This window comes from Pseudomonas shirazensis (assembly GCF_050496565.1).
Classification (GTDB): domain Bacteria; phylum Pseudomonadota; class Gammaproteobacteria; order Pseudomonadales; family Pseudomonadaceae; genus Aquipseudomonas; species Aquipseudomonas shirazensis_A.
Map to the genome: position 1 here is coordinate 238,096 of NZ_JBNWAE010000003.1, position 19,919 is coordinate 258,014.

Consider the following 19,919-nt stretch of genomic DNA (forward strand, 5'->3'; position numbering starts at 1 on the left):
GGGTTCAGTGACGGTGTTGACGGGTAACCCCGGCGTCGTAATGGCTGACCACTTGCTGCCAGCCAGCGGCGATCAGGGCCATCGGCTGCAGGTCGTCCGGGACCACCGCTGCGCTGTCGCGGCGCAGCCAGACATCGGCCCGCTCATCCGCCTGTGCGGGCACGATCAGCAGGAAGCTGCCGGCGACCGCGCTGTCCTGGCTGCGGCCCAGATAAGCGCCGGCATCCAGCCACTGCCATCGATGGCCACCGCGGCTGACGCTGCTGGCATCGCTGACAAACGGCGGCAGGCCTTCTTCGGCGAGGCTGTCCACTTCAGGCATGGAACCGGTCTCTTCGCGCAACTGGCGAATCTCGTCAAACGCCACCAACAGGTCTGTGAACACCCCTTGTTCGGCCGCCGTCAGGTCGCGACGGGCGTCGATCTGGTGGCTCTCGATGCTGACTTCGTCTTCACGCTCGCCGCGCAATGTCACCACGGTGGCGGCCAGGGCCAGGATCAGCAGCGCTGTCAGCAGTACGTACAGCGTTTCGTGCCCGGCACCGGCCGGACGGATTAGCTGGGCGCGGCTCATGGCTCGCCTATATCGGCATGGTCAATCTCAACGACGTGGCCGGGGCCGGCGTCGAACAGCACGTAGAACTCACCGTCGGGGCGCTTGAAGGTCAGGGTTGAGTCGTCTCCCAGCTTGCTGCCGACCAGCACCTGCTCGTCGTAGCCGATCACGTCCAGGGTCACGCCGGGTGCGCCGCTACCATCGGAGAAGCCGCCGGTGCATTTGATCTGCTCGGCATCGACCGGGGTGCATTCGCACATCGGGTTGTGCGCCAGGGCAGGGCCCGCGCAGAGCAGCAACAGTGGCAGGGCCAGCCTGCGAGTCAGGTGTTTCATTTGGTGCCTCCTTGTTTCTCGAGCCAGGCCACGGTTGCAGGTGAGGCCTGGGCCAGGGGGACGGATGCCTGGTGCATGCTGCCGTCCCAGCCTTCGATAGTGATCCAGACCTGTGCGTCAGATCGGGTGCGCGGCGGTACCGGCAGCGAAGTGATCATGCGGTAAGGAGCCCCGAAGAAAATCGTCCCCGCAGCGCGCAGGCTGCGCGGCTTGCCGATACGCAGGTAAACCGCTTTAACCTCCGTGGTGCAGGCTTTGCACAGGGCGGCGTTGAACAGTTTGAAATGACCCGCCGGGCCATCCGCCCTGGGCGCTTCGTCGCGCAGCTCGGCCAGGTCGAGCGTGTAGGGGCCTACCTGAATGTCGCTGACCTGATTGGCGCCCAAACCGCTGTCGCCGCGGAACATGGCCGCGTCGGCGAAGTACTTGGGCATGAACCCCAGCGGGATCAGGATGAGCAGGATGTTGATGTGGAATCGCCACTTCAGCCAGAACTGCTTGAGCGGGCTCACCGGTACTGCCTGCGCCTTGCTCATGGCTGCACCTCCACTGAAGTCTCACTGCGTGCCGGTTGTTGTGTTCGCGCCATCCGATCAGTGCGCTTGAGCGCTGCGGCGGTGGCCTGGGCGGTGCGCTTGGTCCAGATCAGCAGGCCGCTGAGCACCATCAGGGTCAGTACCAGGCCGAAGAAGAACCAGATCAGCTTGATCGCCAGGCCGCCGAAGTCGCCGGTGTGCAGGGGGCGCATCGACTCGGTGACGAACTCCAGCGCGGAGCGATCTTCGAGCAGGAACTTGCTGTCGACATTGCTGGTGTAGGGGTTGACCGAGGCGGTCTGGAACATCAGCGGGTACCAGCCGCGGCCACCCATCTCGACATGGCTGTAGGCGGTGCTGGGCAGGCTGATGAAGGTGATCTCAAGGCCGGGAATGGCCTCGGTGGCGATGCGCGCCGCTGCATCCAGGTCGATCCGCGGCGCCGGGCTGCCGTCGGCAGTCAGCGGCACGTCTTCGCGTGCAATCACCGGCACGATCGGCTCGCTGGAGATGGTTATGTGGTTGTCGCCGAGAATGGCCTGGATCAGGAACCAGATACCGGTAATCGAAATGACCGTGATGAACCAGATCGACCAGACCCCCGCCAACCGGTGTACGTCACCCCAGAAGATCCGCGAGCCGTGGCCGCTGCGCACCGGCTTGAAAAAGCCGCGCCAGAACTTTTTGTACACCACCAGGCCCGTCACCAGCGAGGCCAGCATCGGCAGGCCGAGCAGCGATACCAGGTACCAGCCCCAGCTGTAGCCGTTGGTAAACGGCACCAGCCACCAGCCGTGCAGGGCGCGGGTGAAGGCTTCGAAGTTGAAGTCCGGCGCCTTGCCCTGAATCACCCCGGTGTACGGGTTGACGTACAGGGTTGGCGTGGTGCCATCGGGGTTGGTGACACTGGCGGCGAGGGCAAAGTGCGAACCCTCGGGTTGCACCAACATGCGCACGGCCATGTCCGGCTCGGCCTTGTGCAGGGCGTCGAGGATCTGCTGAAAGCTCAGCCGCTCGGCGCCGTCGCTGGGTTTGCTCGCACGCACGTCGGAGTTGGCCAGCCAGACGATCTCCTGGCTGACCACGGCCAGCATGCCGGTGAAGCAGACGATCAGGACAAAGAACCAGATCGGCAGGGCGAGCCAGCTGTGGACGAGAAACCACAGCTTGGACTTGGACTTTTTCGTAGGTTGGGCCATCGGTCATCTTCTGAAAATAAGGGTCGAGCGCATGCTCAACCGTGTAAGGCTGCACTAATAAAGACGAATGAGAATGAAAATCCTGCCTTTTTAAATGCAACCGAATATTTCAGGAAGCAGCTGATGCTCTCAGTGGCTACTGACGGCGGCCATCCCAACCTGCAGCGTCGGTCTCGCTCACTTCAAGATGTGCATCCGGCGGCCGATAACCTGGTCAACGCAAGGACCACCTCAGGGCAGGTAGGGAACATGGTTGCAATTACAGGCATCTCGATTGCCGGCGCGGCTTCGGCGGAAATCGCCGGAAAAACCAATCAGCGTGATGACGTCGAGCAGGCTGCGAAGGGCGGCGCACTGGCCGTTGACTTGTCCAAAGTCGCTGGCGGCACCAAGGCGGCAGAAGCGGACAGCAGCTCGGACAGCAGCGAGCCGCCGCACATAAAGCAACTGCGCGAGGTGATCAAACAGCTGCAAAAACAGCTGGCCGAAGAGCAGAAGCAATTGGCCGACCTGATGGCCAAAGAAACAGATGATGGTGCCATGATGGCTTTGATTAGTGCCAAGCAGGCCAGTGTCGCCACCTTGACCGGGCAGGTCATGGCGGCGACTGCGCAATTGCTTGAAGCCCTGACCAAGACGGGTGGCAGCAGCGCCGGCGGTACGGTCGATACCCAGGCCTGAAAAGCCGCCCGGCAGTTGCCCGGGCGGATTACTTGAAGCTCAGATTCAGTCGGCAACAACCTTGCGTCGTTCCGCCTTGTATTGCATGGCCACGGCCGGTGCAGGTTTGGTCGCACCAGTTTCCAGCCACTGGCGCATACGGCTGGCGTCGGCGAAGTGGGTGTACTTGCCGAAAGCATCCAGAATCACCATCGCTACGGGGCGGTTGTCCATTTTGGTCAACAGCACAAGGCAATGCCCGGCTTCGTTGGTGAAGCCGGTCTTGGTCAGCTTGATGTCCCAGTTGCTCTTGTTGACCAGGTGGTCGGTGTTGCGAAAGCCCAGGGTGTAGTTAGGCTTGCGAAACGCCACAGTCTTCTCGCGAGTGGTCGACAGGTCGCTCAGCAGCGGGTACTTGCGCGATGCCAGCAGCAGCTTGCCGAGGTCGCGTGCGGTCGACACGTTCAGGGTCGACAGGCCAGTCGGCTCGACATAGCGGGTATGGCTCATGCCGAGGGCGCGCGCCTTGGCGTTCATGGCTCTGATGAACGCCCCGTAGCCGCCTGGGTAGTGGTTGGCTAGAGTGTTGGCTGCGCGGTTTTCCGACGACATCAAAGTGATCAGCAAAGTCTCGCGGCGATCGAGCTGGCTGCCCAGGCGTACTCGTGAATACACGCCCTTCATTTCCGGGTTATTGGCGATGGTCATGGTCAACTGCTCGTCCATAGGCAGTTTCGCGTCGAGCACGACCATGGCCGTCATTAGTTTGGTCACCGAGGCAATCGGTACCACCCGGTCGGCATGGCTGGCGTACAGCTCTTTGTTGCTGTTGAGGTCGATCAGCAGCGCGCTGCCCGAGGCCAGGTGCAGTTTGGCCGGATCGCGCTGAGTCTGGCTCGGCGGCGCGGCGCAGGCGGTCGTCGGCAGGATCGTGGTTCCAGTGAGCAACAGCAGCAGGCTGAGGATGGACAGAGAAGTTTTCACGTTGAGGCTCACTAAAAGTAGGTATGTCGTTGGCTTTGCAGGGGTTTTCCCCAAAAAACGCTGCATTGTGAAGTATGGTCGAAAGTGTGTCGAATGCCTTATGACTAAAGGGCGCAAGGTGAACGAATTTTAATCCTGGATCCATTTGCCAACGTTACGCCCAAATTGTGGGAGCGCCTTCGTGTCGCGAACGGGCTGCGTAGCGGCCCCAGATTGCTGCGGTTGATTGCATTTTCTGAGGTTATGATTAAATACCGCACTTCAAGGAGGATCATCATGAGCAAGCACAGCATTACCCCTTTTTACGCCGCAGGCGGGTCCATGCTGGTTATCGGTATTGTCTTCGCCGCCGTAGGCGCTTCTGGTCAGCCCGCGTTTGGCTGGACCGCGGTGGGTCTGTTGATTCCCAGCGCTGTATTATTGCTGCAGGCGGTTCGGCGCAAACGTCGTTTTAATAACGATGGAGCGCCAAATTGATCAGCCTGGAAAATACGATCGGCTTAGCCAATACCCACTCTCAAGAGTTGCTGCGCGAGGGTTAGCGCCGTTGGTCTCGTCGCGGGCACTTGCGTCGCTCGCGCAGCTCTTACGCTAAGGCACAGATCATCTGTGCATCGACGAGGGCAGTGCTATGGATATCGACGAAAAAGCACCGGGCAACATCTCCCAGCAGGGCGTAGGCGGCAAGACCGATAACGAAACCGCACATGATCCAATGCCGCCGATACCCGAAGACGAGGATGCTGGGCTGGACGAAGAGATGCCCGATGTAGACGCCAACAATTCAGTCTCCAGTGAGCATCCCGATCCAGTGTGAAGCCCGCTCCAGCGCGCAAAAAAAAGCCCGCCAAAACTGGCGGGCAACAAGGGCACAAGGAGCAACACACAACAGATTCGTTCAAGCCATCAGGCTGCCGCTCTGCAGCTGATCAGCCATCGCTACCGCACAGGCCTTGGATGCCAGCGGGCCGCTCACCGGCTCGCCATTACGCATCAGGTACCAGCAGGCCAGCAGCCCTTGCTCACGCAAGCGGGAAGGGACCGCGCTACCAACAACTGACATGATCTGGATAGTGGCCATGCTGACCTCCTGTAGGACATGCGCCAACCTTAGCGAGCAGATGACGCGGTTTGAAATCAACTTTCTCAATAGTGGTCATCAGCAATATCAACAGTAGTGCGCTACCACGCTGCGCAATGGCTCCTACTATGCACGCCGGCACTGTCAACCAAGCGCCGGGAAAGGGTAAAGGTTGTGTAAGCACTGCCCTCTGGTACGCTTGGCCAACGATTCAGCCCAGGCAGACGGAGCAGTTGATGAGCCATATTCCCAGCCGAAACACGCAGTTGTGCATCTCCCTGGCCGGCCGTCCCGGCACCTTTGGTGTGCGCTTTCACAATCATCTCTATGAGCAGTTGGGCCTGGATTATTACTACAAGGCCATGACTACAGATGATCTGCCGGCGGCCGTGGGCGGCATTCGTGCGTTGGGAATTCGCGGCTGCGGCGTGTCGATGCCGTTCAAGGAAGCCTGCCTGGCGTTGGTTGACGAGGTCGACGCGTCTGCGGCGGCCATCGAGTCCGTTAACACGTTGGTCAACAGCGATGGCTATATCAAGGCTTACAACACCGATTATCTGGCCGTGCAGCAGCTACTGGCCAAACATGAGGTAGATCCGAACACCGCGTTCGCGCTGCGGGGCAGCGGCGGCATGGCCAAGGCAGTAGCCTGTGCGTTGAGTGACGCCGGTTTTCGTGAGGGTTTGATTGTTGCCCGCAACGAACAAGCTGGGCGGCAACTGGCCGATATGCTGGGTTATCGCTGGCAGGCAGACTTGGGTGACCTGGCGCCGCCGATGCTGATCAATGTCACGCCGATAGGTATGGCCGGCGGCCCGGAAGCGGAGCAACTGGCGTTCCCGGAAACCGCGATTGCGGTGGCCGAGCGGGTGTTCGACGTCGTCGCAATGCCTGCGCGCACGCCGCTGATCCGCCGTGCCGAAGCGCTGGGTAAACCGGTCATTACCGGGCTTGAAGTGATTGCTTTACAGGCGCTGGAGCAATTTGTGCTGTACACCGGCGTGCGCCCCACGGCAAAGCAGATCGATGCTGCCGTTGCCTATGCGCGGGGCGCTTAGTCAGCAGTGCTTACAAAGGCGTCGGCTGTATCACCTCAACCCAGTAACCATCGGGGTCTTTGATGAAGGCCAGATGGTTCATGCGGCCGTCGCTCAGTCGCTTCTGGAAAGGCACCTGCAACGCCTCGAAGCGTTCGCAGGCTGCAACTACATCGGGCACCGAAATGCAGATATGACCAAAACCGCGTGGGTCAGTGTTGCCATCGTGATAGGTAAACGCGGCATCACTTTCGGTGCCGTGGTTGTGGGTCAGCTCCAGTACACCTGGAATCGACTTCATCCACTGGTGACGCACCTCGTCATCTGCGGGAATCTGCGCAGGGTCGACCAATGCCAGGAAGTACAGGCTGAACTTGGCTTCGACGAAGTCGCGCTTGTCCACCAGTTTGAAACCTAGCACGCGGGTATAGAAGTCCAGCGACTTCTCGATGTCCTTGACGCGCAGCATGGTGTGGTTGAAAACGAATTGCGCAGTGGCAGCGTCCGCTTGTGCGGTAACGCCAGGCAAGGTGTTGAGGTCGTTCAGGCTCATGTAGGCTCCAGAGACGAGGCCGTGCCCGCAGGCACCAGCGGTAAGACAGGCCGTCCATGATACGGGACGTGAGCGGGGGAGACAAAATGAAAGCGCCCTGCACGAGGGCAGGGCGCTGAAATTAGAGGCCCGCGTGTGCGGGCGCAGATGGGGTCGCTAATCCGTTAGCTGGGGCTGATCATGGCCCAGGCGCTGTGAAAAAAGTGTGAAGTGTATGTCCATGTTTCATGGACGCAACCAGCCATCAACAGTGCTGGCGCCGTGCTCTTCCTTCCAGGCTTTCAGACCACGGTGGTTGCCGCCTTTGGTCTCGATCAGTTCGCCGGTGTGGGGGTTTTCGTAAACCTTGACCACGCGTGCGCGGCGTTGCTGTTTCGGGGCGGCCCCGGACGCCTTGGTGGCGGGTTTGCTGCTGCCCTTTGGATCAAGGATGGCGACGATATCGCGCAGGCCCTTTTCGTAAGTCTTCATCAGGCCCAGCAGCTTCTGTTCGAACTCGATTTCGCGTTTGAGACCGGCATCCTGCTTGAGCGCCTCGAGTTGGGCGATCTGTTCCTGAAGCGCTTTTTCGGCAGCGCGAAACTCTGCAAGTCTGGACACTTTCATCACTCCTTAAATACGACTGCGTCAAAACGTGACGAACATTGTAAGAAGATTTAACGTTGGCCACGCAGGGATAGTGCTGTTCACTAGTCCCGAGTGTAGTTGCCGATGGCGTCAGGGTAAACCATAAACTTTGCAAGTAGTCAGGGAACTTTACTAGTTTTATGGGCGTTAATTTATTTGCTGTTCTGCCGCAGCGTTAAACGCTCGACATAGTGTCGACTCAGGCCGACACTCAGGGTCTGGCGACGACAGCAACCCGAGCGGGAGCCGCTAATGAAGCAGTTATTATTGATCGGCATCGGCCCTGGTGATCCGCGGCAGGTGACGTTCGAGGCAGTCGATGCGCTCAAACGGGCCACGGTCTTCTTCGTCCTCGACAAGGGCGCCCGCTCTGATGAGCTGTTGCGCATGCGCCGGGCAATTCTCGAGCGCTACCTGCCCACTGGTGACTACCGTGTGCTGCAAGTCGACGATCCGCAGCGTGATGCATTGGCCAGCGATTACATTGATGCAGTACAGGACTGGCACCAGCAACGCGCAGCGCTCTATGCGAGATTGATCGATGAAGAACTCGGCCCAAACGATGTGGGGGCTTTCTTGCTGTGGGGCGAGCCAAGCCTTTACGACAGCACCCTGCGGATTCTCCAGCTGGTCCGCGAGCGCGGTCTGCAGCTGGAGCTGGAAGTGATCCCGGGTATCAGCAGCATTCAGGCCTTGGCAGCTCGTCATCAGATCCCATTGAACCGCATCGGCGAGCCACTGACCGTACTCCCGGGGCGGCGTCTTGGCGCAGTGGAGCGAATCGACAATGTAGTGGTCATGCTCGATGGCCAGTGCGCATTCGCCGGTATCGATGACCCGCATTTATATATTTACTGGGGGGCCTATCTAGGCACCGCCGACGAGCTGCTGCTGGCCGGGCCGTTGTTGCAGATGAAGGCGCAGATTGTGGCCGTGCGTGAACAAGCGCGGCAACGCAAGGGCTGGATCATGGATACTTACCTGTTGCGGCGGGAGCTTTAGTGGATCAGCGCTGTCGTAACCGCTGTGACAAAGTGTTCGATCAGCGAACGTTAAATCGGATGCCAGGCAAGGCAATCAGCCACCGGCTATCGCAATTGAGCCCATCTCTTCTAGAATTCGCCCATATCCAGGCCGCCTTTGCTGGCAGCCGGATCTTGGCGGAGTAGCTGCCAGGTCCCTATTTGAGTACGCCATGAGTTCGAGTACACCGCTGTCCGGAATCAATCAGCCGCTGCGAGGGATCGCCCTGGTGGTGGTCGCCACTTTCCTGTTTGCCAGCCATGATGCGCTGTCCAAGTTCCTCGGTGGTCTGTACCCGATCATCATGGTGGTGTGGGTCCGGTATCTGGTGCATACATTGCTGATGGCCGGGATCTTCCTGCCCAAGTCGGGCATGGCCGTACTGCGTACTCGCAAGCCTGTATTGCAGACGCTGCGTGCACTCAGCCTGCTGAGTACCAGCCTGCTGTTTACGGCAGGCCTGCAATATCTGCCACTGGCCGAAGCTACGTCGGTCAACTTCCTCGCACCGGTACTGGTCACCGCGCTGTCGGTGCCGTTGCTCAAGGAGCGTGTCACCACTGGCCAGTGGGTCGCAGTGGTAATGGGCTTCATCGGCGTGTTGGTGGTAGTGCACCCGGGCGGATCGATGTTCACCCCGGCGATTCTGTTCCCGTTCGGCTCCGCATTGGGTTTCTGTTTTTATCAGATACTCACGCGCAAGGTGGCTGCCTACGACAGCCCGACCACCAGCAACTTCTTCGCTGGTCTGTGCAATACCTTGGTCATGAGCGCACTGGTGCCGTTCTTCTGGAAGATGCCCGAGTGGGATCACCTGCTGCTGATGCTGGCGCTGGGTGGTTTCGGGATGTCTGCGCACCTGCTGCTGACCCAGGCCTTCCGCTTTGCCGCGCCGGCCATGCTGGCGCCGTTCAGCTACTGCCAGATCGTGTTTGCCGGGCTGTTGGGCTTTGTCGTCTTCGGACAGGTGCCAGACCACCTGAGCATGGTGGGCATCGCGATCATCTGCCTGAGTGGTCTGGGCGCCGCGTGGATGCAGCGGCGCAAGTAATCTGCTGGCTTCGGGGTGCTGACAGATTCACGCTATTGGTGGGGAATACTTGCTCTATTAGACCTCTGCCAACGCTCGGCTAGTCTTGCTCAAGGGAAAAACCTGCGGCTGCACAGCACGCCGTACTCAGGCAATCCCTTTGCAAGCTTGTGGCGGCCTGACCGCTCCACCTGATGAGCAGACGGCCGAGCCTGTGGGCTCGGCTGATCAAGCTGGCCTAGACCGGAACTCTGACAGAACCCGACCCGAAGGTACCCGCAGATGTCGAACGAATCGAAATGCCCGTTCCATCAAACAGCAGGTGGTGGCACCAGCAATCGTGACTGGTGGCCTGACCAACTCAACCTGAACATTCTGCACCAGCATTCAGACAAGTCCGATCCAATGGACCCCGATTTTGACTACGCCAAGGCCTATGCCAGCCTTGATTTTCAGGCCCTGAAGCAGGACCTGACCGCGCTGATGACCGATTCGCAGGAGTGGTGGCCAGCCGACTTTGGTCATTACGGGCCGTTGTTCGTGCGCATGGCCTGGCATAGCGCCGGTACCTATCGTATTGGCGACGGGCGCGGTGGTGCAGGCTCCGGGCAACAACGCTTTGCGCCGCTCAATAGCTGGCCAGACAACGTCAGCCTGGACAAGGCGCGGCGTCTGCTGTGGCCGATCAAGCAGAAATACGGCAAGGCTATCTCCTGGGCGGACTTGATCGTACTGACTGGCAACGTCGCCCTCGAATCGATGGGCTTCAAGACGTTTGGCTATTCCGGCGGCCGAGCCGATGTGTGGGAACCCGACGAAGACGTCTATTGGGGTTCGGAAAAGGTCTGGCTGGGCGGTGACACCCGCTACGGCAAGGCCCAGGCGCCCGGCCAGGGTGACCTGGTTGCCGAGCCCGCCAAGCATGGTGAGGAACAAAGCCGCACCGATGCCGGGCGCAACCTGGAGAATCCGCTGGCGGCGGTGCAGATGGGCCTGATCTACGTCAACCCGGAAGGCCCCGAGGGCAATCCGGACCCGGTGGCATCGGCCAAGGACATCCGCGAGACCTTCGGCCGCATGGCCATGAACGATGAAGAAACCGTGGCCCTGATCGCTGGCGGGCACGCCTTCGGCAAGACCCACGGCGCCGGCCCGGCCGACAACGTTGGCGCCGAGCCCGAGGCTGCCGGCCTTGAACAGCAAGGTCTGGGTTGGCACAACAAGTTTGGCACCGGCAAAGGCCCCGATACCATCACCAGTGGCCTGGAAGTGACCTGGACCTCGACGCCGACGCGTTGGAGCAACGAGTACCTGGAGAACCTGTTTCGCTTCGACTGGGAACTGAGCAAAAGCCCTGCTGGCGCCCATCAGTGGCAACCAAAGAACGGTGATGGGGCAGGGCAGATCCCCGACGCGCATGACCCAAGCAAGCGCCATGCTCCGTCAATGCTGACCTCCGACCTTGCGTTGCGCTTCGACCCCATCTACGAGCCGATAGCCCGTCGCTTCAAAGACAATCCCGAGCAGCTGGCGGATGCCTTCGCGCGCGCCTGGTACAAGTTGATCCACCGCGACATGGGCCCGCTGGCACGCTATCTGGGGCCGGAGCTGCCGCAGGAAGAGCTGCTCTGGCAAGACCCTCTGCCCAAAGCAGCGCCGTCGGCACTGAGCGAGCAGGACATCGCCTCGCTCAAGAGCAAAGTGCTCGCCTCAGGCCTGAGCGTTGGCGAGCTGGTCAATACCGCCTGGGCCTCGGCCTCGACCTTCCGTGGCTCGGACAAACGCGGCGGTGCCAACGGCGCGCGCATACGCCTGGCGCCGCAGAAGTTCTGGGCCGCCAATCAGCCGCAGCAGCTGGATAAAGTGCTGGGCGTACTGGAAGGCATTCGCAGTGATTTCGCCGCTGGCGGCCAGCAGGTGTCGATGGCCGACTTGATCGTGCTGGCTGGCAGTGCTGCTGTCGAAAAAGCGGCGCGTGATGCCGGTCATGCCCTGACGGTGCCGTTCCGTCCGGGCCGGGTCGACGCTTCGCAGGAGCAGACCGATGTCGAATCGTTCGGGGCGCTGGAACCGTTAGCTGACGGTTTCCGCAACTTCGCCAAGGGCAGTTACAGCGTCAAGGCAGAGCGGCTGTTGCTGGACAAGGCGCAACTGCTGACCTTGACCGCACCCGAGCTGACCGTGCTGATCGGTGGTCTGCGTGTGCTGGGCGCGAACAACGATGCGAGCCAGCATGGCGTGTTCACTGACAGACCCGGGCAGTTGAGCAATGACTTCTTCCGCAATTTGCTGGATATGGGCGTTGAATGGAAGGCCACCGGCGCGGACAACAACGCGTTCGAAGGCCGTGACCGCAAAACTGGCCAGGCCAAGTGGACGGGTACCCGGGTAGACCTGGTGTTCGGCTCCCATGCGCAGTTACGCGCATTGAGCGAGGTCTACGCCAGCAGTGATGCCAGCGAGAAGTTCGCCAAGGACTTTATTGCCGCCTGGGTGAAGGTGATGGAGCTGGACCGTTTCGATCTGAAGTAGCCGTTGGCGCCCCGGGCAGCCCAGGCAATCTGGGTTGCCCTGGTGGCGGCGACATCTTCTCCCTTCATTTTTTTGTAATGATCGCGATGGTCGAGCGTGCTGGCGTTATTGCTATGATGGGCGCCACGCAATGCACAGGTGAACCTTGCATTTCACTCGAGACCGGAGGTGATCCGCTTGATCCGCACGTCCATGCCCGTTCCCCAGCTTGGTTTTGCCATTGACCCGCACGCCATCAGCGCTTTGCCTGATGCTGCCGCTTATCGCACGGTGTTGCTCGAACGCATTGCCAGCGCGCAGCGGCGCATCGTCATCGTGGCGCTGTACCTGCAGGAAGACGAAGCCGGTCAAGAGGTGCTGGACGCGCTTTACCAGGCCAAGGCGGCGCGGCCTGAACTGCAGATTGTCATCGTGGTCGACTGGTTCCGCGCGCGTCGAGGCTTGCTTGGCGCGGGCCGCCAGCCCGGCAACGCCGCCTGGTATCAGGCCCAACGTGAACAGCACGGTCTGGATGTAGTTATCCACGGCGTACCGGTCCAGACTCGGGAGCTGTTTGGTGTGCTGCACCTCAAAGGCAGTGTCATCGATGATTGCGTGATCTACACCGGCGCCAGCCTAAACAATGTTTACCTGCATCGCTTCGATCGCTATCGCCTCGACCGTTATCACCTGTTCGAATGCCCAGGCCTTGCCGATGCCATGGTCAGCCTGGTCCACGAGGTGCTCGCCAGCGCCGCCACGCCGCGATTGGACCTGCCCGCGCCGCCGGCCACGCGCAGCCTGCGCTCTGATATCCGCCGCCTGCGCGCTCGCTTGCGGCGCATGACTTATCCTTTGCCGGCTGATCCGGCCGGTCATGGCCTGCGAGTCATCCCGCTGCTCGGCATTGGCCGTGGCAACCCGCTCAACCGTGCGATCTGTGCGCTGCTGGCGGCAGCTGACGAGCAGATTGTCATCAGCACGCCCTATTTCAACCCACCCCGCCTGGTCATGGCCGAAATCGACCGAGCACTGGCGCGCGGTGTTGCGCTGGAAATCATTGTTGGCGATCGTACTGCCAATGATTTTTACGTCGCGCCTGGAGAGCCGTTCAGCGCCAGTGGTGTGTTGCCGTACCTCTACGAAGACACGCTGCGGGCCTTTGCCAAGCGCCGCCAGGCGGCGATCGACGCGGGTCAGCTGACCCTGCGTATCTGGAACGACCCCGGCCACACCTTCCATGCCAAGGGCGTCTGGATCGATCAGCGCTACAGTCTGCTCACCGGCAACAATCTCAACCCGCGTGGTTTCAACCTCGACCTTGAGAACGGGCTGCTCATCGATGACCCGCTCGGCCAGTGGCTCGCGCCGCGAGCGCAGGAGTTGCAAGCGCTCAGGCAGCATGCTCCGGCGCTGCGCTCAGCCAGTGAGTTGGGCGAGCCAGGCGAGCATCCACAGCAGGTGCGCAAATTCCTCAAGCGTTTGCGTTTCAGCCGGCTGGAGCCGCTTGTCAAACGGGTACTGTAGGGCAGAGCGATGCTTCGGCCAACGCTGCCGGGCTTGCTAGCAAGCGGTTGCAGCTGCCCGTCGCTGGCCAAGCCAATGATCCACACTCATTCGGCCAGCGCCCCTCAGCAGCAGGGCCAGCAAGACCACCAGATAAATCAGTGGGAGCTTGTAGTTGCCGTAGCCTTGGTCGCTGATCGCATAACCTTTGGCCAGCTCTGCCAGGCTTGACCAGTCGGCAGGCCAGTGAACTGCGGCAATGGCTACTACGGTCAGAATGATCAGTGTCATCGACACCAGGCGGGTGCCCAGCCCCAGCAATAGCAGCAGAGGGGCGATCAGTTCGACCCACATCGACAGCTGCCAGTTGAATTGTGCAGGCAGCAGGTTGAACGGGAAGGGGAAATTCGCTTGCAGGTCGCCAAACCAGTTGCCGCCGTTGAATTTTTCCCAGCCTGATTCGAAGAACTCCCAGGCCAGGAACACACGCAGGGGTATGTCGGCAGTCCAGCCTGCGAAGTTTTCGAAAGTGCTGAAGGCGCGGTTTAGAGCATTCATGGTCAGACTCCGCTGCATGAAGAGGGGAGAGCAGAGTCTGCGGCGCTGAGGTATCGGCAATGTGTCGACGAAACAGCGTTGTGTATCGCTATGTATTGCACGTCCCGGCTACGCGTTCAAGGCACCTCGATTTGAGCGCAAAGGCCACCGCCCGAGCGGTTGCTCAATGTCAGCCTGGCCCCCATGGCCAGCGTCAGCTGCTGGGCAATCGCCAGCCCAAGGCCGGTGCCCCCTGTCTGACGATTGCGTGAGCCTTCAACCCGGTAAAACGGCTTGAGTACCTCGTCGAGCTCTTCCTGAGGTATGCCCGGACCGTCATCGAGCACGCGGATGATCGTCAGAGCGTTATGCCGTGAGACGTCGAGCTGCGCAGCCCCGGCAAACTTCAGCGCATTGTCGAGCAGATTGACCAGCACCCGGCGCAAGGCATGCGGCCGGGTCTGCACGGTACCGCCGGCATGGCCCAGCCGCTCGACCTGGGCTCCGCTGTCCTGATAATCGAAGACGATGCTGTCGATGAAGGCGTCAACATCAACGCGGCACGGGGCTTCGGTGCCGCCGTCCATGCTGCGGGCATAGGCCACGCCCTCGCGCACCAGATGCTCCATGGCGCTCAGGTCGCTCGCTAATTTGTCCTTTTCCTGCCCATCGTCCATCACCTCCACGCGCAGTTTCATGCGGGTAATGGGCGTCTGCAAATCATGGGAAATCGCCGCGAGGATTTGCATGCGCTCTTTCAGGTAGGCAGCGATACGTGCTTGCAGGGCGTTGAAGGCCACTGCCGCATACCTGACCTCGCGCGGGCCGCTTTCATCCAGTTGCGGCCCGGGGGCGTTGGGGTCGAGGTTGTCCACTGCCTGCGACAGCCGCGTCAATGGGCCAATCGCCAAGTGCACAGCGAGCCAGGTACAGATCAGCAGCAGCACCAGTTGTATCAGCAACACAACCGGCAGCCAGCTGGCTACCGGTGCCAGGGCTGGCGTTACATCAATGGTCAGTGGAGCGCCGTCGGCCAGGCGCAAATGCACCTGGAAGTGCGCGTCCTGATCGGGGATTTCCAGAAACGTCAGGTGATAGTCCTTGCCAATTGCCTTGACTACCGACTCGGCCGCCATCGGCGGGTTCTCGCTGGGCATGGCCTGGCCGCTCTGGCCGTTATCGAGCCGGTAGCGGTAGGTGCTGCGCTCCAGCCGCGGCAGCCAGGCGGCGCGCTCTGCCGCGGGCAGGCGGTCGAGAATTGCCACCGAGGTGGCTACATCCTGTTCGAGGTTGGTGAGCATCATCGAGCGGCTGCTGACAAAGCGCTCATAGGCCTGCAGGCTGAACGACAGCCCGTAGGCCAGCACCAGCCCGCTGAAGAAGATCAAGGCCAGCCGCGAAGCCAGCGTGTGCGGCCATTTCATAGCGGTGGCTCGAGCAACTGCACCGCCAGCGAAAATACATAGCCCTCGCTGCGTACAGTTTTTATGCAGGTCGGCTCACGAGCATCGTCGCCCAGACGCTGCCGCAGGCGGCTGACCAGCAGGTCGATCGAGCGATCGAAGATATCCGCCTCACGGCCCTGGGTCAGGTTGAGCAACTGCTCGCGGCTGAGCACCCGCTGCGGGTGGTCGAGGAACACCCGCAGTAGACGGTACTCGGCGCCGCTCAGGGCCACCAGCGTGCCTTGCTGGTCAAGCAGGTGGCGCGCGCTGGTATCCAGCCGCCACTGGCCGAACGCCAACAGTCGGCTGCTTTCACTGATGGTCAGATTCGGCGGCAGCATCCGCGTGCGGCGCAGCACTGCGTTGATCCGCGCCAGTAGCTCACGGGCGGAAAACGGTTTGGTCAGGTAATCATCGGCGCCCATCTCCAGACCGACGATGCGATCGGTCTCGTCATTGCGCGCGGTAAGCATCAGAACCGGCGTGGTGCGGTGGCGACCGGCGCGCAATTCACGGCACAGCAGCAGGCCGTCGTCGCCGGGCATCATGATGTCGAGGACGATCAGGTCGACCGTGTTCGACTCCAGAAAGCTGCGCATCTGCCGGCCGTCGGCGACAATGCTGGTGCGCAGGCCGTTCTTTTTCAGGTAATTGCCGACCAGCTCGCGGATTTCGCGATCGTCGTCGACGATTAGGATGTGGTCGATGTGATCCATCAGGCAAGTCCGTCTCAGCGAGAATGGACGCAGTGTACCGAGCGCCAAGGCGCTTGCCTGCGCGGCTTTGTATTGCAGTGTATCTCGCGGTGCTGCAGATACACGGGCTCGCAATAACGCCGCTTCGGCGACACAGGGCAGATACCTGTCGGAGGTGAAATGGCACTCAACGGGAAGCGTGGTCTTCCCCACCTAGCCCGGAGAGTTGCCATGAACTTCAAGACTATTGCCAGTGCAGCCTTGTTCGCCGTTGCCAGCAGTGCCGCCATCGTTGCGCAAGCCAGCAGCGTATCGATGGACAGCAGCAGCGCCATGCACTATCGCTACGGCGATCGGCTGGACGTGAAGAAAGTACTGTCGGTAGAGGATGACCGCAGCAATGCGTGCGGGGTAGTCAACTCGCGCATCGACTATCTCGATTCCCACGGCCAGCGCCAGAGCGTTGAATACCGCAGCTATGCCACCAGTGGCTGCCATGAGAGCTGAGGCAAGCGGGCTGCAACCTCGGCAACCCGCCGCCCGGCATTTCAATCCATGCTGGCGAAATGCGCCTGCATCCTGCTGGCGTCTGCAACTCTGCCGCTGATCAGCTCGAATGCCTTGACCGCCTGGAACACCGCCATGTTGCCGCCGTCGAGTGTGCGGCAACCGAGTGCTCGGGCGTGGCGCAGCAGTGCCGTCTCAAGCGGGAAGTAGATGATCTCGGCGACCCATAGCCGCGGATGCAGCAGTTCCACCGGCAAGGGTGTGCCCGGCAGCTTGGCCATACCCACCGGCGTGGTGTTGACCAGGCCATTGGCATCGGCCAGGATGGCGGCGAGGTCACCGCCCAGGGCCGCTCGGCCTGCGCCAAAGCGCTCGTTGAGGTTGTCAACCAGGGCTTGCCCGCGGGCGACATCCACTTCAAACAGCACTAGCTGTTCGACCCCTTCAGCGAGCAGGGCATGGGCCACTGCAGCACCTGCGCCACCGGCGCCCATCTGCACCACCAAGCGCTTGTTGACGTCACCCAGGCCGCGCCGGAAACCTTCGGCAAAGCCCAGACAATCAGTGTTGTGGCCAATGCGCTTGCCGTCCTTGAACACCACCGTGTTCACTGCGCCAATGCCACGCGCCTCATCGGACAGTTCATCGAGTAACGGCAGGATCGCCTGCTTGAACGGGAAAGTGATGTTGAGGCCGGTAAAACCGGTGCGCTGCGCGGCCGCGAGCAGATCGGGCAGGGCGCTGTCCTCCAGTCCCAACTGGTCGGCATCGATCAGCCGATACAGGTAACGCAGCGATTGCGCGTCGCCCTCGTGTTCATGCAACGCAGGGGTGCGGGATGCCTGGATGCCACGGCCGATCAGGCCGGCCAGAATGCTCGGTTGGCTCATGCTGCCTGCTCCACGAACATCTGCCCAAAGTGCGCCAGTGCCATGCGATAGCCGTGGCTGCCCAGGCCGCAGATCACCCCAACGGCAATCGACGAGACGAACGAGATATGTCGGAACGGTTCACGCTTGTGCACATTGGACAGGTGTACTTCGATCACTGGCAGCTCGCTGGCGACCAGCGCATCACGGATGGCCACCGAGGTGTGGGTCCACGCACCCGGGTTGATCACGATACCGGCGCAGCGACCGCGGGCGGCGTGGATCCAGTCGATCAGTTCGCCTTCGTGGTTGGTCTGGCGGAATTCGATATCCAGGCCCATGTCGCGGGCGCTGTCGGCGCAGCTGTTGGCAAGGTCGGCGAGCGTCTCGCGGCCATACTGTTCAGGTTCGCGGGTGCCGAGCAGATTGAGATTGGGGCCGTTGAGCACGAGGATTCGGGGCGTCATGGCAGATCACTTTGTTGTTTTTGATTGCCCCCGATATTTGTACTATCTGGTTAATTCGTCAATCGGCTAACACGACTGCTAGCCGAAAATGGGCGATTACCGAACCAGGATGCTTTATAGCGCTACCACCGTGACCCAATAGCGTGTGGTCTGTACCACGCGCACGGGCAGGGCCGTGCTCAATGCGCGCAAGGTCTGATCGCTGTCATCGGTGGCGAAGGCGCCGCTGATGCGTAGCCCGCCGACTGCAGGGTCGCAGCGTAACCAGCCGGGGCGATAGCGGCTCAGTTCCGCAACAAATGCATCCAGGCGCTGATCATTGGCTACCAGCATGCCCTGGCTCCAGGCGTCCTGACCGGCATTGACCTGTTGCACCGCGCCAAGCTGGTTGGCGCTGAAGCGACACTGTGTGCCCGCATCGAGCACCAATGGCGCAGCGCCTGATGGGTTGATGCGCACTTGATGTTCAAAAACACTGACCAGCGTGCTGTCGGCCTCGGCTCTGACGGCGAAGCGTGTGCCCAGTGCCTGGATGCTGCCTTGCGCGGTCTGCACCAGCAGCGGCCGACGAGCAGGGTCGACAGCGCTGTTCAGCAGCAGCTCGCCTTTGTGCAGTTGTATTCGGCGCTGAGTAGCGCTGTAGAGCACGTCGACGGCACTGTCAGTGTTCAGTTGCAGGCGCGATCCGTCGGCGAGTACCGTATCTAGCCGCTCGCCGGTGCGCGTGTGGTAGTCAGCCATCCAGCCTGCACGTTGGCCTTGGCGATAGGTTGTATAGCCAAGCGCGCCGGTGCCCACCATCATCGCGAAACCCTTGAGTATTGAACGCCGGCTACCCAGCGCCGGTTGCTCGGCAAGGCGCAGCGCTCGCCCGGTAACGTTCGTGGGCATGTCATGCAGACGTTGTTGCAGTTGTTCGACCTGAGCCCAGGCCCAGCGATTGTACTCATCGCGTTCAAGCCAGGCTTGCCAGCCGGCCTGGTCTGCCACCGAAGCTTCCTCGCACTGCAAAAGCCCAAACCATCCTGCGGCTTGCTCCAGGGCTGCGCGTTGTCGAGCGTGGAGGACGGTCATCAGCGTTCGGCGCCCAGGCTGAACAGCACGCAATGCTGGGTGGCCTTGGCGATATAGCGAGTGACCGTCACCACCGAAACCTGCAATTGCTCTGCAATAAGCTTGTAGCTCATGCCGTCGAGTTGCGACAGCAAAAACGCCTGACGCACGTTTGAGCCCAGACCGGCGAGCATCGCATCCAGTTCGCACAGGCTTTCGAGAAGGATTGCGCGGGTCTCTTCGCTGATGCTGACCGCCTCGGGTTGCTCGGCCAGCGCCTGCAGCCAGGCGCGCTCGAGCCGAGCCCGGCGAAAGTGATCGATCATCAGGCGGCGGGCGATGGTGGCCAGATACCCTTTGGGTTCGCGCACTGCCTCAAGCTGGTTTTGCGCATCCTTGGCACTGAGCACCCGGATGAACACGTCCTGCACCAGGTCTGCGGCAAGCTCACGGCAGTCGACGCGCGGGCGCAGCCAGCTCAGCAGCCAACGCTGATGTTCCTGATAAAGGCGCTGCACCTGGCGGTTCAGCGGGCGTTGGCTGGAGGTCATAAAAGGCTCGAAGCGCAATTGGGAGTCATTATCATTTTATGAGGGGCCTTGGCGCTAAGCAAGCTCGGCAGAGGCTGCAACCTGCACGCGGCGCTGATCGGCAAAGACTTGCGCGGCAAAAATCCGGATAATGGCGGCCATTTCGTTTCGCTTTATC

Annotated in this window: 24 protein-coding genes; 9 read left to right on the top strand and 15 right to left on the bottom strand. The window is 61.1% G+C overall.

Annotated features, from left to right (window positions below; all coding sequences use genetic code 11):
- Window positions 1-4: 4 nt before the first annotated feature.
- The 4 genes from ACQZ2L_RS07025 to ACQZ2L_RS07040 are packed head-to-tail and all read right to left on the bottom strand — an operon-like array spanning window position 5 to window position 2,626.
- Window positions 5-574 (bottom strand): DUF6162 family protein, encoded by a 570-nt coding sequence (locus ACQZ2L_RS07025; protein WP_430325374.1) that lies wholly within the window; start codon window positions 572-574, stop codon window positions 5-7.
- Entirely contained in the window at window positions 571-891 is a 321-nt protein-coding gene (locus ACQZ2L_RS07030) for a hypothetical protein (RefSeq protein WP_314872076.1), read from the bottom strand. The genes ACQZ2L_RS07025 and ACQZ2L_RS07030 overlap by 4 nt, the downstream gene beginning before the upstream one ends.
- Complete coding sequence (locus ACQZ2L_RS07035) at window positions 888-1,427, bottom strand: thiamine pyrophosphate-binding protein (RefSeq protein WP_101320276.1); 540 nt, start codon at window positions 1,425-1,427, stop codon at window positions 888-890. Before ACQZ2L_RS07035 ends, ACQZ2L_RS07030 begins: the two co-directional genes overlap by 4 nt.
- Complete coding sequence (locus ACQZ2L_RS07040) at window positions 1,424-2,626, bottom strand: PepSY-associated TM helix domain-containing protein (RefSeq protein ID WP_430325375.1); 1,203 nt, start codon at window positions 2,624-2,626, stop codon at window positions 1,424-1,426. The genes ACQZ2L_RS07035 and ACQZ2L_RS07040 overlap by 4 nt, the downstream gene beginning before the upstream one ends.
- Here ACQZ2L_RS07040 and ACQZ2L_RS07045 point away from each other — a divergent pair.
- A complete protein-coding gene (locus ACQZ2L_RS07045; RefSeq protein WP_430325376.1) occupies window positions 2,576-3,307 on the top strand; it encodes a hypothetical protein in 732 nt (243 codons plus the stop codon). The two genes, ACQZ2L_RS07040 and ACQZ2L_RS07045, sit on opposite strands and share 51 nt — an antisense overlap.
- A 45-nt stretch (window positions 3,308-3,352) precedes the next feature.
- Here ACQZ2L_RS07045 and pbpG read toward each other — a convergent pair whose 3' ends face one another.
- Window positions 3,353-4,270 (bottom strand): D-alanyl-D-alanine endopeptidase, encoded by a 918-nt coding sequence (pbpG, locus tag ACQZ2L_RS07050; RefSeq protein WP_430325377.1) that lies wholly within the window; start codon window positions 4,268-4,270, stop codon window positions 3,353-3,355.
- Between the two features lie 276 nt (window positions 4,271-4,546).
- On the opposite strand from pbpG, the gene ACQZ2L_RS07055 reads away from it, so the two are divergent.
- Window positions 4,547-4,747, top strand: a complete 201-nt coding sequence (locus ACQZ2L_RS07055) for a hypothetical protein (RefSeq protein ID WP_430325378.1) — start codon at window positions 4,547-4,549, stop codon at window positions 4,745-4,747.
- 154 nt (window positions 4,748-4,901) lie between these two features.
- Entirely contained in the window at window positions 4,902-5,087 is a 186-nt protein-coding gene (locus ACQZ2L_RS07060; protein WP_430325379.1) for a hypothetical protein, read from the top strand.
- Window positions 5,088-5,168: 81 nt separating this feature from the next.
- Here the strand turns inward: ACQZ2L_RS07060 and ACQZ2L_RS07065 are convergent, their stop codons facing one another.
- Entirely contained in the window at window positions 5,169-5,351 is a 183-nt protein-coding gene (locus ACQZ2L_RS07065; RefSeq protein ID WP_430325380.1) for a hypothetical protein, read from the bottom strand.
- 236 nt (window positions 5,352-5,587) lie between these two features.
- On the opposite strand from ACQZ2L_RS07065, the gene ACQZ2L_RS07070 reads away from it, so the two are divergent.
- Entirely contained in the window at window positions 5,588-6,409 is an 822-nt protein-coding gene (locus tag ACQZ2L_RS07070; protein WP_430325381.1) for a shikimate 5-dehydrogenase, read from the top strand.
- A gap of 10 nt (window positions 6,410-6,419) precedes the next feature.
- Here the strand turns inward: ACQZ2L_RS07070 and gloA are convergent, their stop codons facing one another.
- Window positions 6,420-6,941: a lactoylglutathione lyase gene (gloA, locus tag ACQZ2L_RS07075; protein ID WP_430325382.1), complete on the bottom strand. Its 522-nt coding sequence runs from the start codon at window positions 6,939-6,941 to the stop codon at window positions 6,420-6,422.
- A 225-nt stretch (window positions 6,942-7,166) separates the two neighbouring features.
- Window positions 7,167-7,541, bottom strand: coding sequence for a histone-like nucleoid-structuring protein, MvaT/MvaU family (locus ACQZ2L_RS07080; protein WP_259073245.1), 375 nt, complete (start codon window positions 7,539-7,541; stop codon window positions 7,167-7,169).
- Between the two features lie 279 nt (window positions 7,542-7,820).
- Between ACQZ2L_RS07080 and cobF the strand changes: the two genes are divergently transcribed.
- The 4 genes from cobF (at window position 7,821) to pssA (ending at window position 13,659) form a co-directional block, all read left to right on the top strand.
- Window positions 7,821-8,570: a precorrin-6A synthase (deacetylating) gene (gene cobF, locus ACQZ2L_RS07085; protein WP_430325383.1), complete on the top strand. Its 750-nt coding sequence runs from the start codon at window positions 7,821-7,823 to the stop codon at window positions 8,568-8,570.
- Between the two features lie 193 nt (window positions 8,571-8,763).
- Window positions 8,764-9,642 carry a DMT family transporter gene (locus ACQZ2L_RS07090; protein ID WP_430325384.1) on the top strand — a complete coding sequence of 293 codons (879 nt, stop codon included), beginning with the start codon at window positions 8,764-8,766 and terminating at the stop codon, window positions 9,640-9,642.
- Window positions 9,643-9,903: 261 nt separating this feature from the next.
- Complete coding sequence (gene katG, locus ACQZ2L_RS07095) at window positions 9,904-12,153, top strand: catalase/peroxidase HPI (protein WP_430325385.1); 2,250 nt, start codon at window positions 9,904-9,906, stop codon at window positions 12,151-12,153.
- Window positions 12,154-12,345: 192 nt separating this feature from the next.
- Window positions 12,346-13,659, top strand: a complete 1,314-nt coding sequence (pssA, locus tag ACQZ2L_RS07100; RefSeq protein WP_430325386.1) for a CDP-diacylglycerol--serine O-phosphatidyltransferase — start codon at window positions 12,346-12,348, stop codon at window positions 13,657-13,659.
- Between the two features lie 36 nt (window positions 13,660-13,695).
- Here pssA and ACQZ2L_RS07105 read toward each other — a convergent pair whose 3' ends face one another.
- The 3 genes from ACQZ2L_RS07105 to ACQZ2L_RS07115 form a co-directional block, all read right to left on the bottom strand.
- On the bottom strand, window positions 13,696-14,196 hold the full coding sequence (locus tag ACQZ2L_RS07105) for an HvfX family Cu-binding RiPP maturation protein (RefSeq protein ID WP_430325387.1): 501 nt from the start codon (window positions 14,194-14,196) through the stop codon (window positions 13,696-13,698).
- Window positions 14,197-14,312: 116 nt separating this feature from the next.
- On the bottom strand, window positions 14,313-15,599 hold the full coding sequence (locus ACQZ2L_RS07110; RefSeq protein WP_430325388.1) for a sensor histidine kinase: 1,287 nt from the start codon (window positions 15,597-15,599) through the stop codon (window positions 14,313-14,315).
- The gene (locus ACQZ2L_RS07115; protein ID WP_430325389.1) at window positions 15,596-16,336 is read right to left on the bottom strand and encodes a response regulator; all 741 of its coding nucleotides are present in this window, start codon (window positions 16,334-16,336) and stop codon (window positions 15,596-15,598) included. The genes ACQZ2L_RS07110 and ACQZ2L_RS07115 overlap by 4 nt, the downstream gene beginning before the upstream one ends.
- A gap of 210 nt (window positions 16,337-16,546) precedes the next feature.
- Between ACQZ2L_RS07115 and ACQZ2L_RS07120 the strand changes: the two genes are divergently transcribed.
- A complete protein-coding gene (locus ACQZ2L_RS07120) occupies window positions 16,547-16,822 on the top strand; it encodes a DUF2790 domain-containing protein (protein WP_430325390.1) in 276 nt (91 codons plus the stop codon).
- 41 nt (window positions 16,823-16,863) lie between these two features.
- Here the strand turns inward: ACQZ2L_RS07120 and ACQZ2L_RS07125 are convergent, their stop codons facing one another.
- The 4 genes from ACQZ2L_RS07125 to ACQZ2L_RS07140 form a co-directional block, all read right to left on the bottom strand.
- On the bottom strand, window positions 16,864-17,712 hold the full coding sequence (locus ACQZ2L_RS07125) for a shikimate dehydrogenase (RefSeq protein WP_430325391.1): 849 nt from the start codon (window positions 17,710-17,712) through the stop codon (window positions 16,864-16,866).
- Window positions 17,709-18,158: a type II 3-dehydroquinate dehydratase gene (aroQ, locus tag ACQZ2L_RS07130; RefSeq protein WP_430325392.1), complete on the bottom strand. Its 450-nt coding sequence runs from the start codon at window positions 18,156-18,158 to the stop codon at window positions 17,709-17,711. The genes ACQZ2L_RS07125 and aroQ overlap by 4 nt, the downstream gene beginning before the upstream one ends.
- 114 nt (window positions 18,159-18,272) lie before the next feature.
- Window positions 18,273-19,232 carry a FecR domain-containing protein gene (locus ACQZ2L_RS07135; RefSeq protein ID WP_430325393.1) on the bottom strand — a complete coding sequence of 320 codons (960 nt, stop codon included), beginning with the start codon at window positions 19,230-19,232 and terminating at the stop codon, window positions 18,273-18,275.
- Window positions 19,232-19,762 (bottom strand): sigma-70 family RNA polymerase sigma factor, encoded by a 531-nt coding sequence (locus ACQZ2L_RS07140; RefSeq protein WP_430325394.1) that lies wholly within the window; start codon window positions 19,760-19,762, stop codon window positions 19,232-19,234. Before ACQZ2L_RS07140 ends, ACQZ2L_RS07135 begins: the two co-directional genes overlap by 1 nt.
- Between the last annotated feature and the right edge of the window lie 157 nt (window positions 19,763-19,919).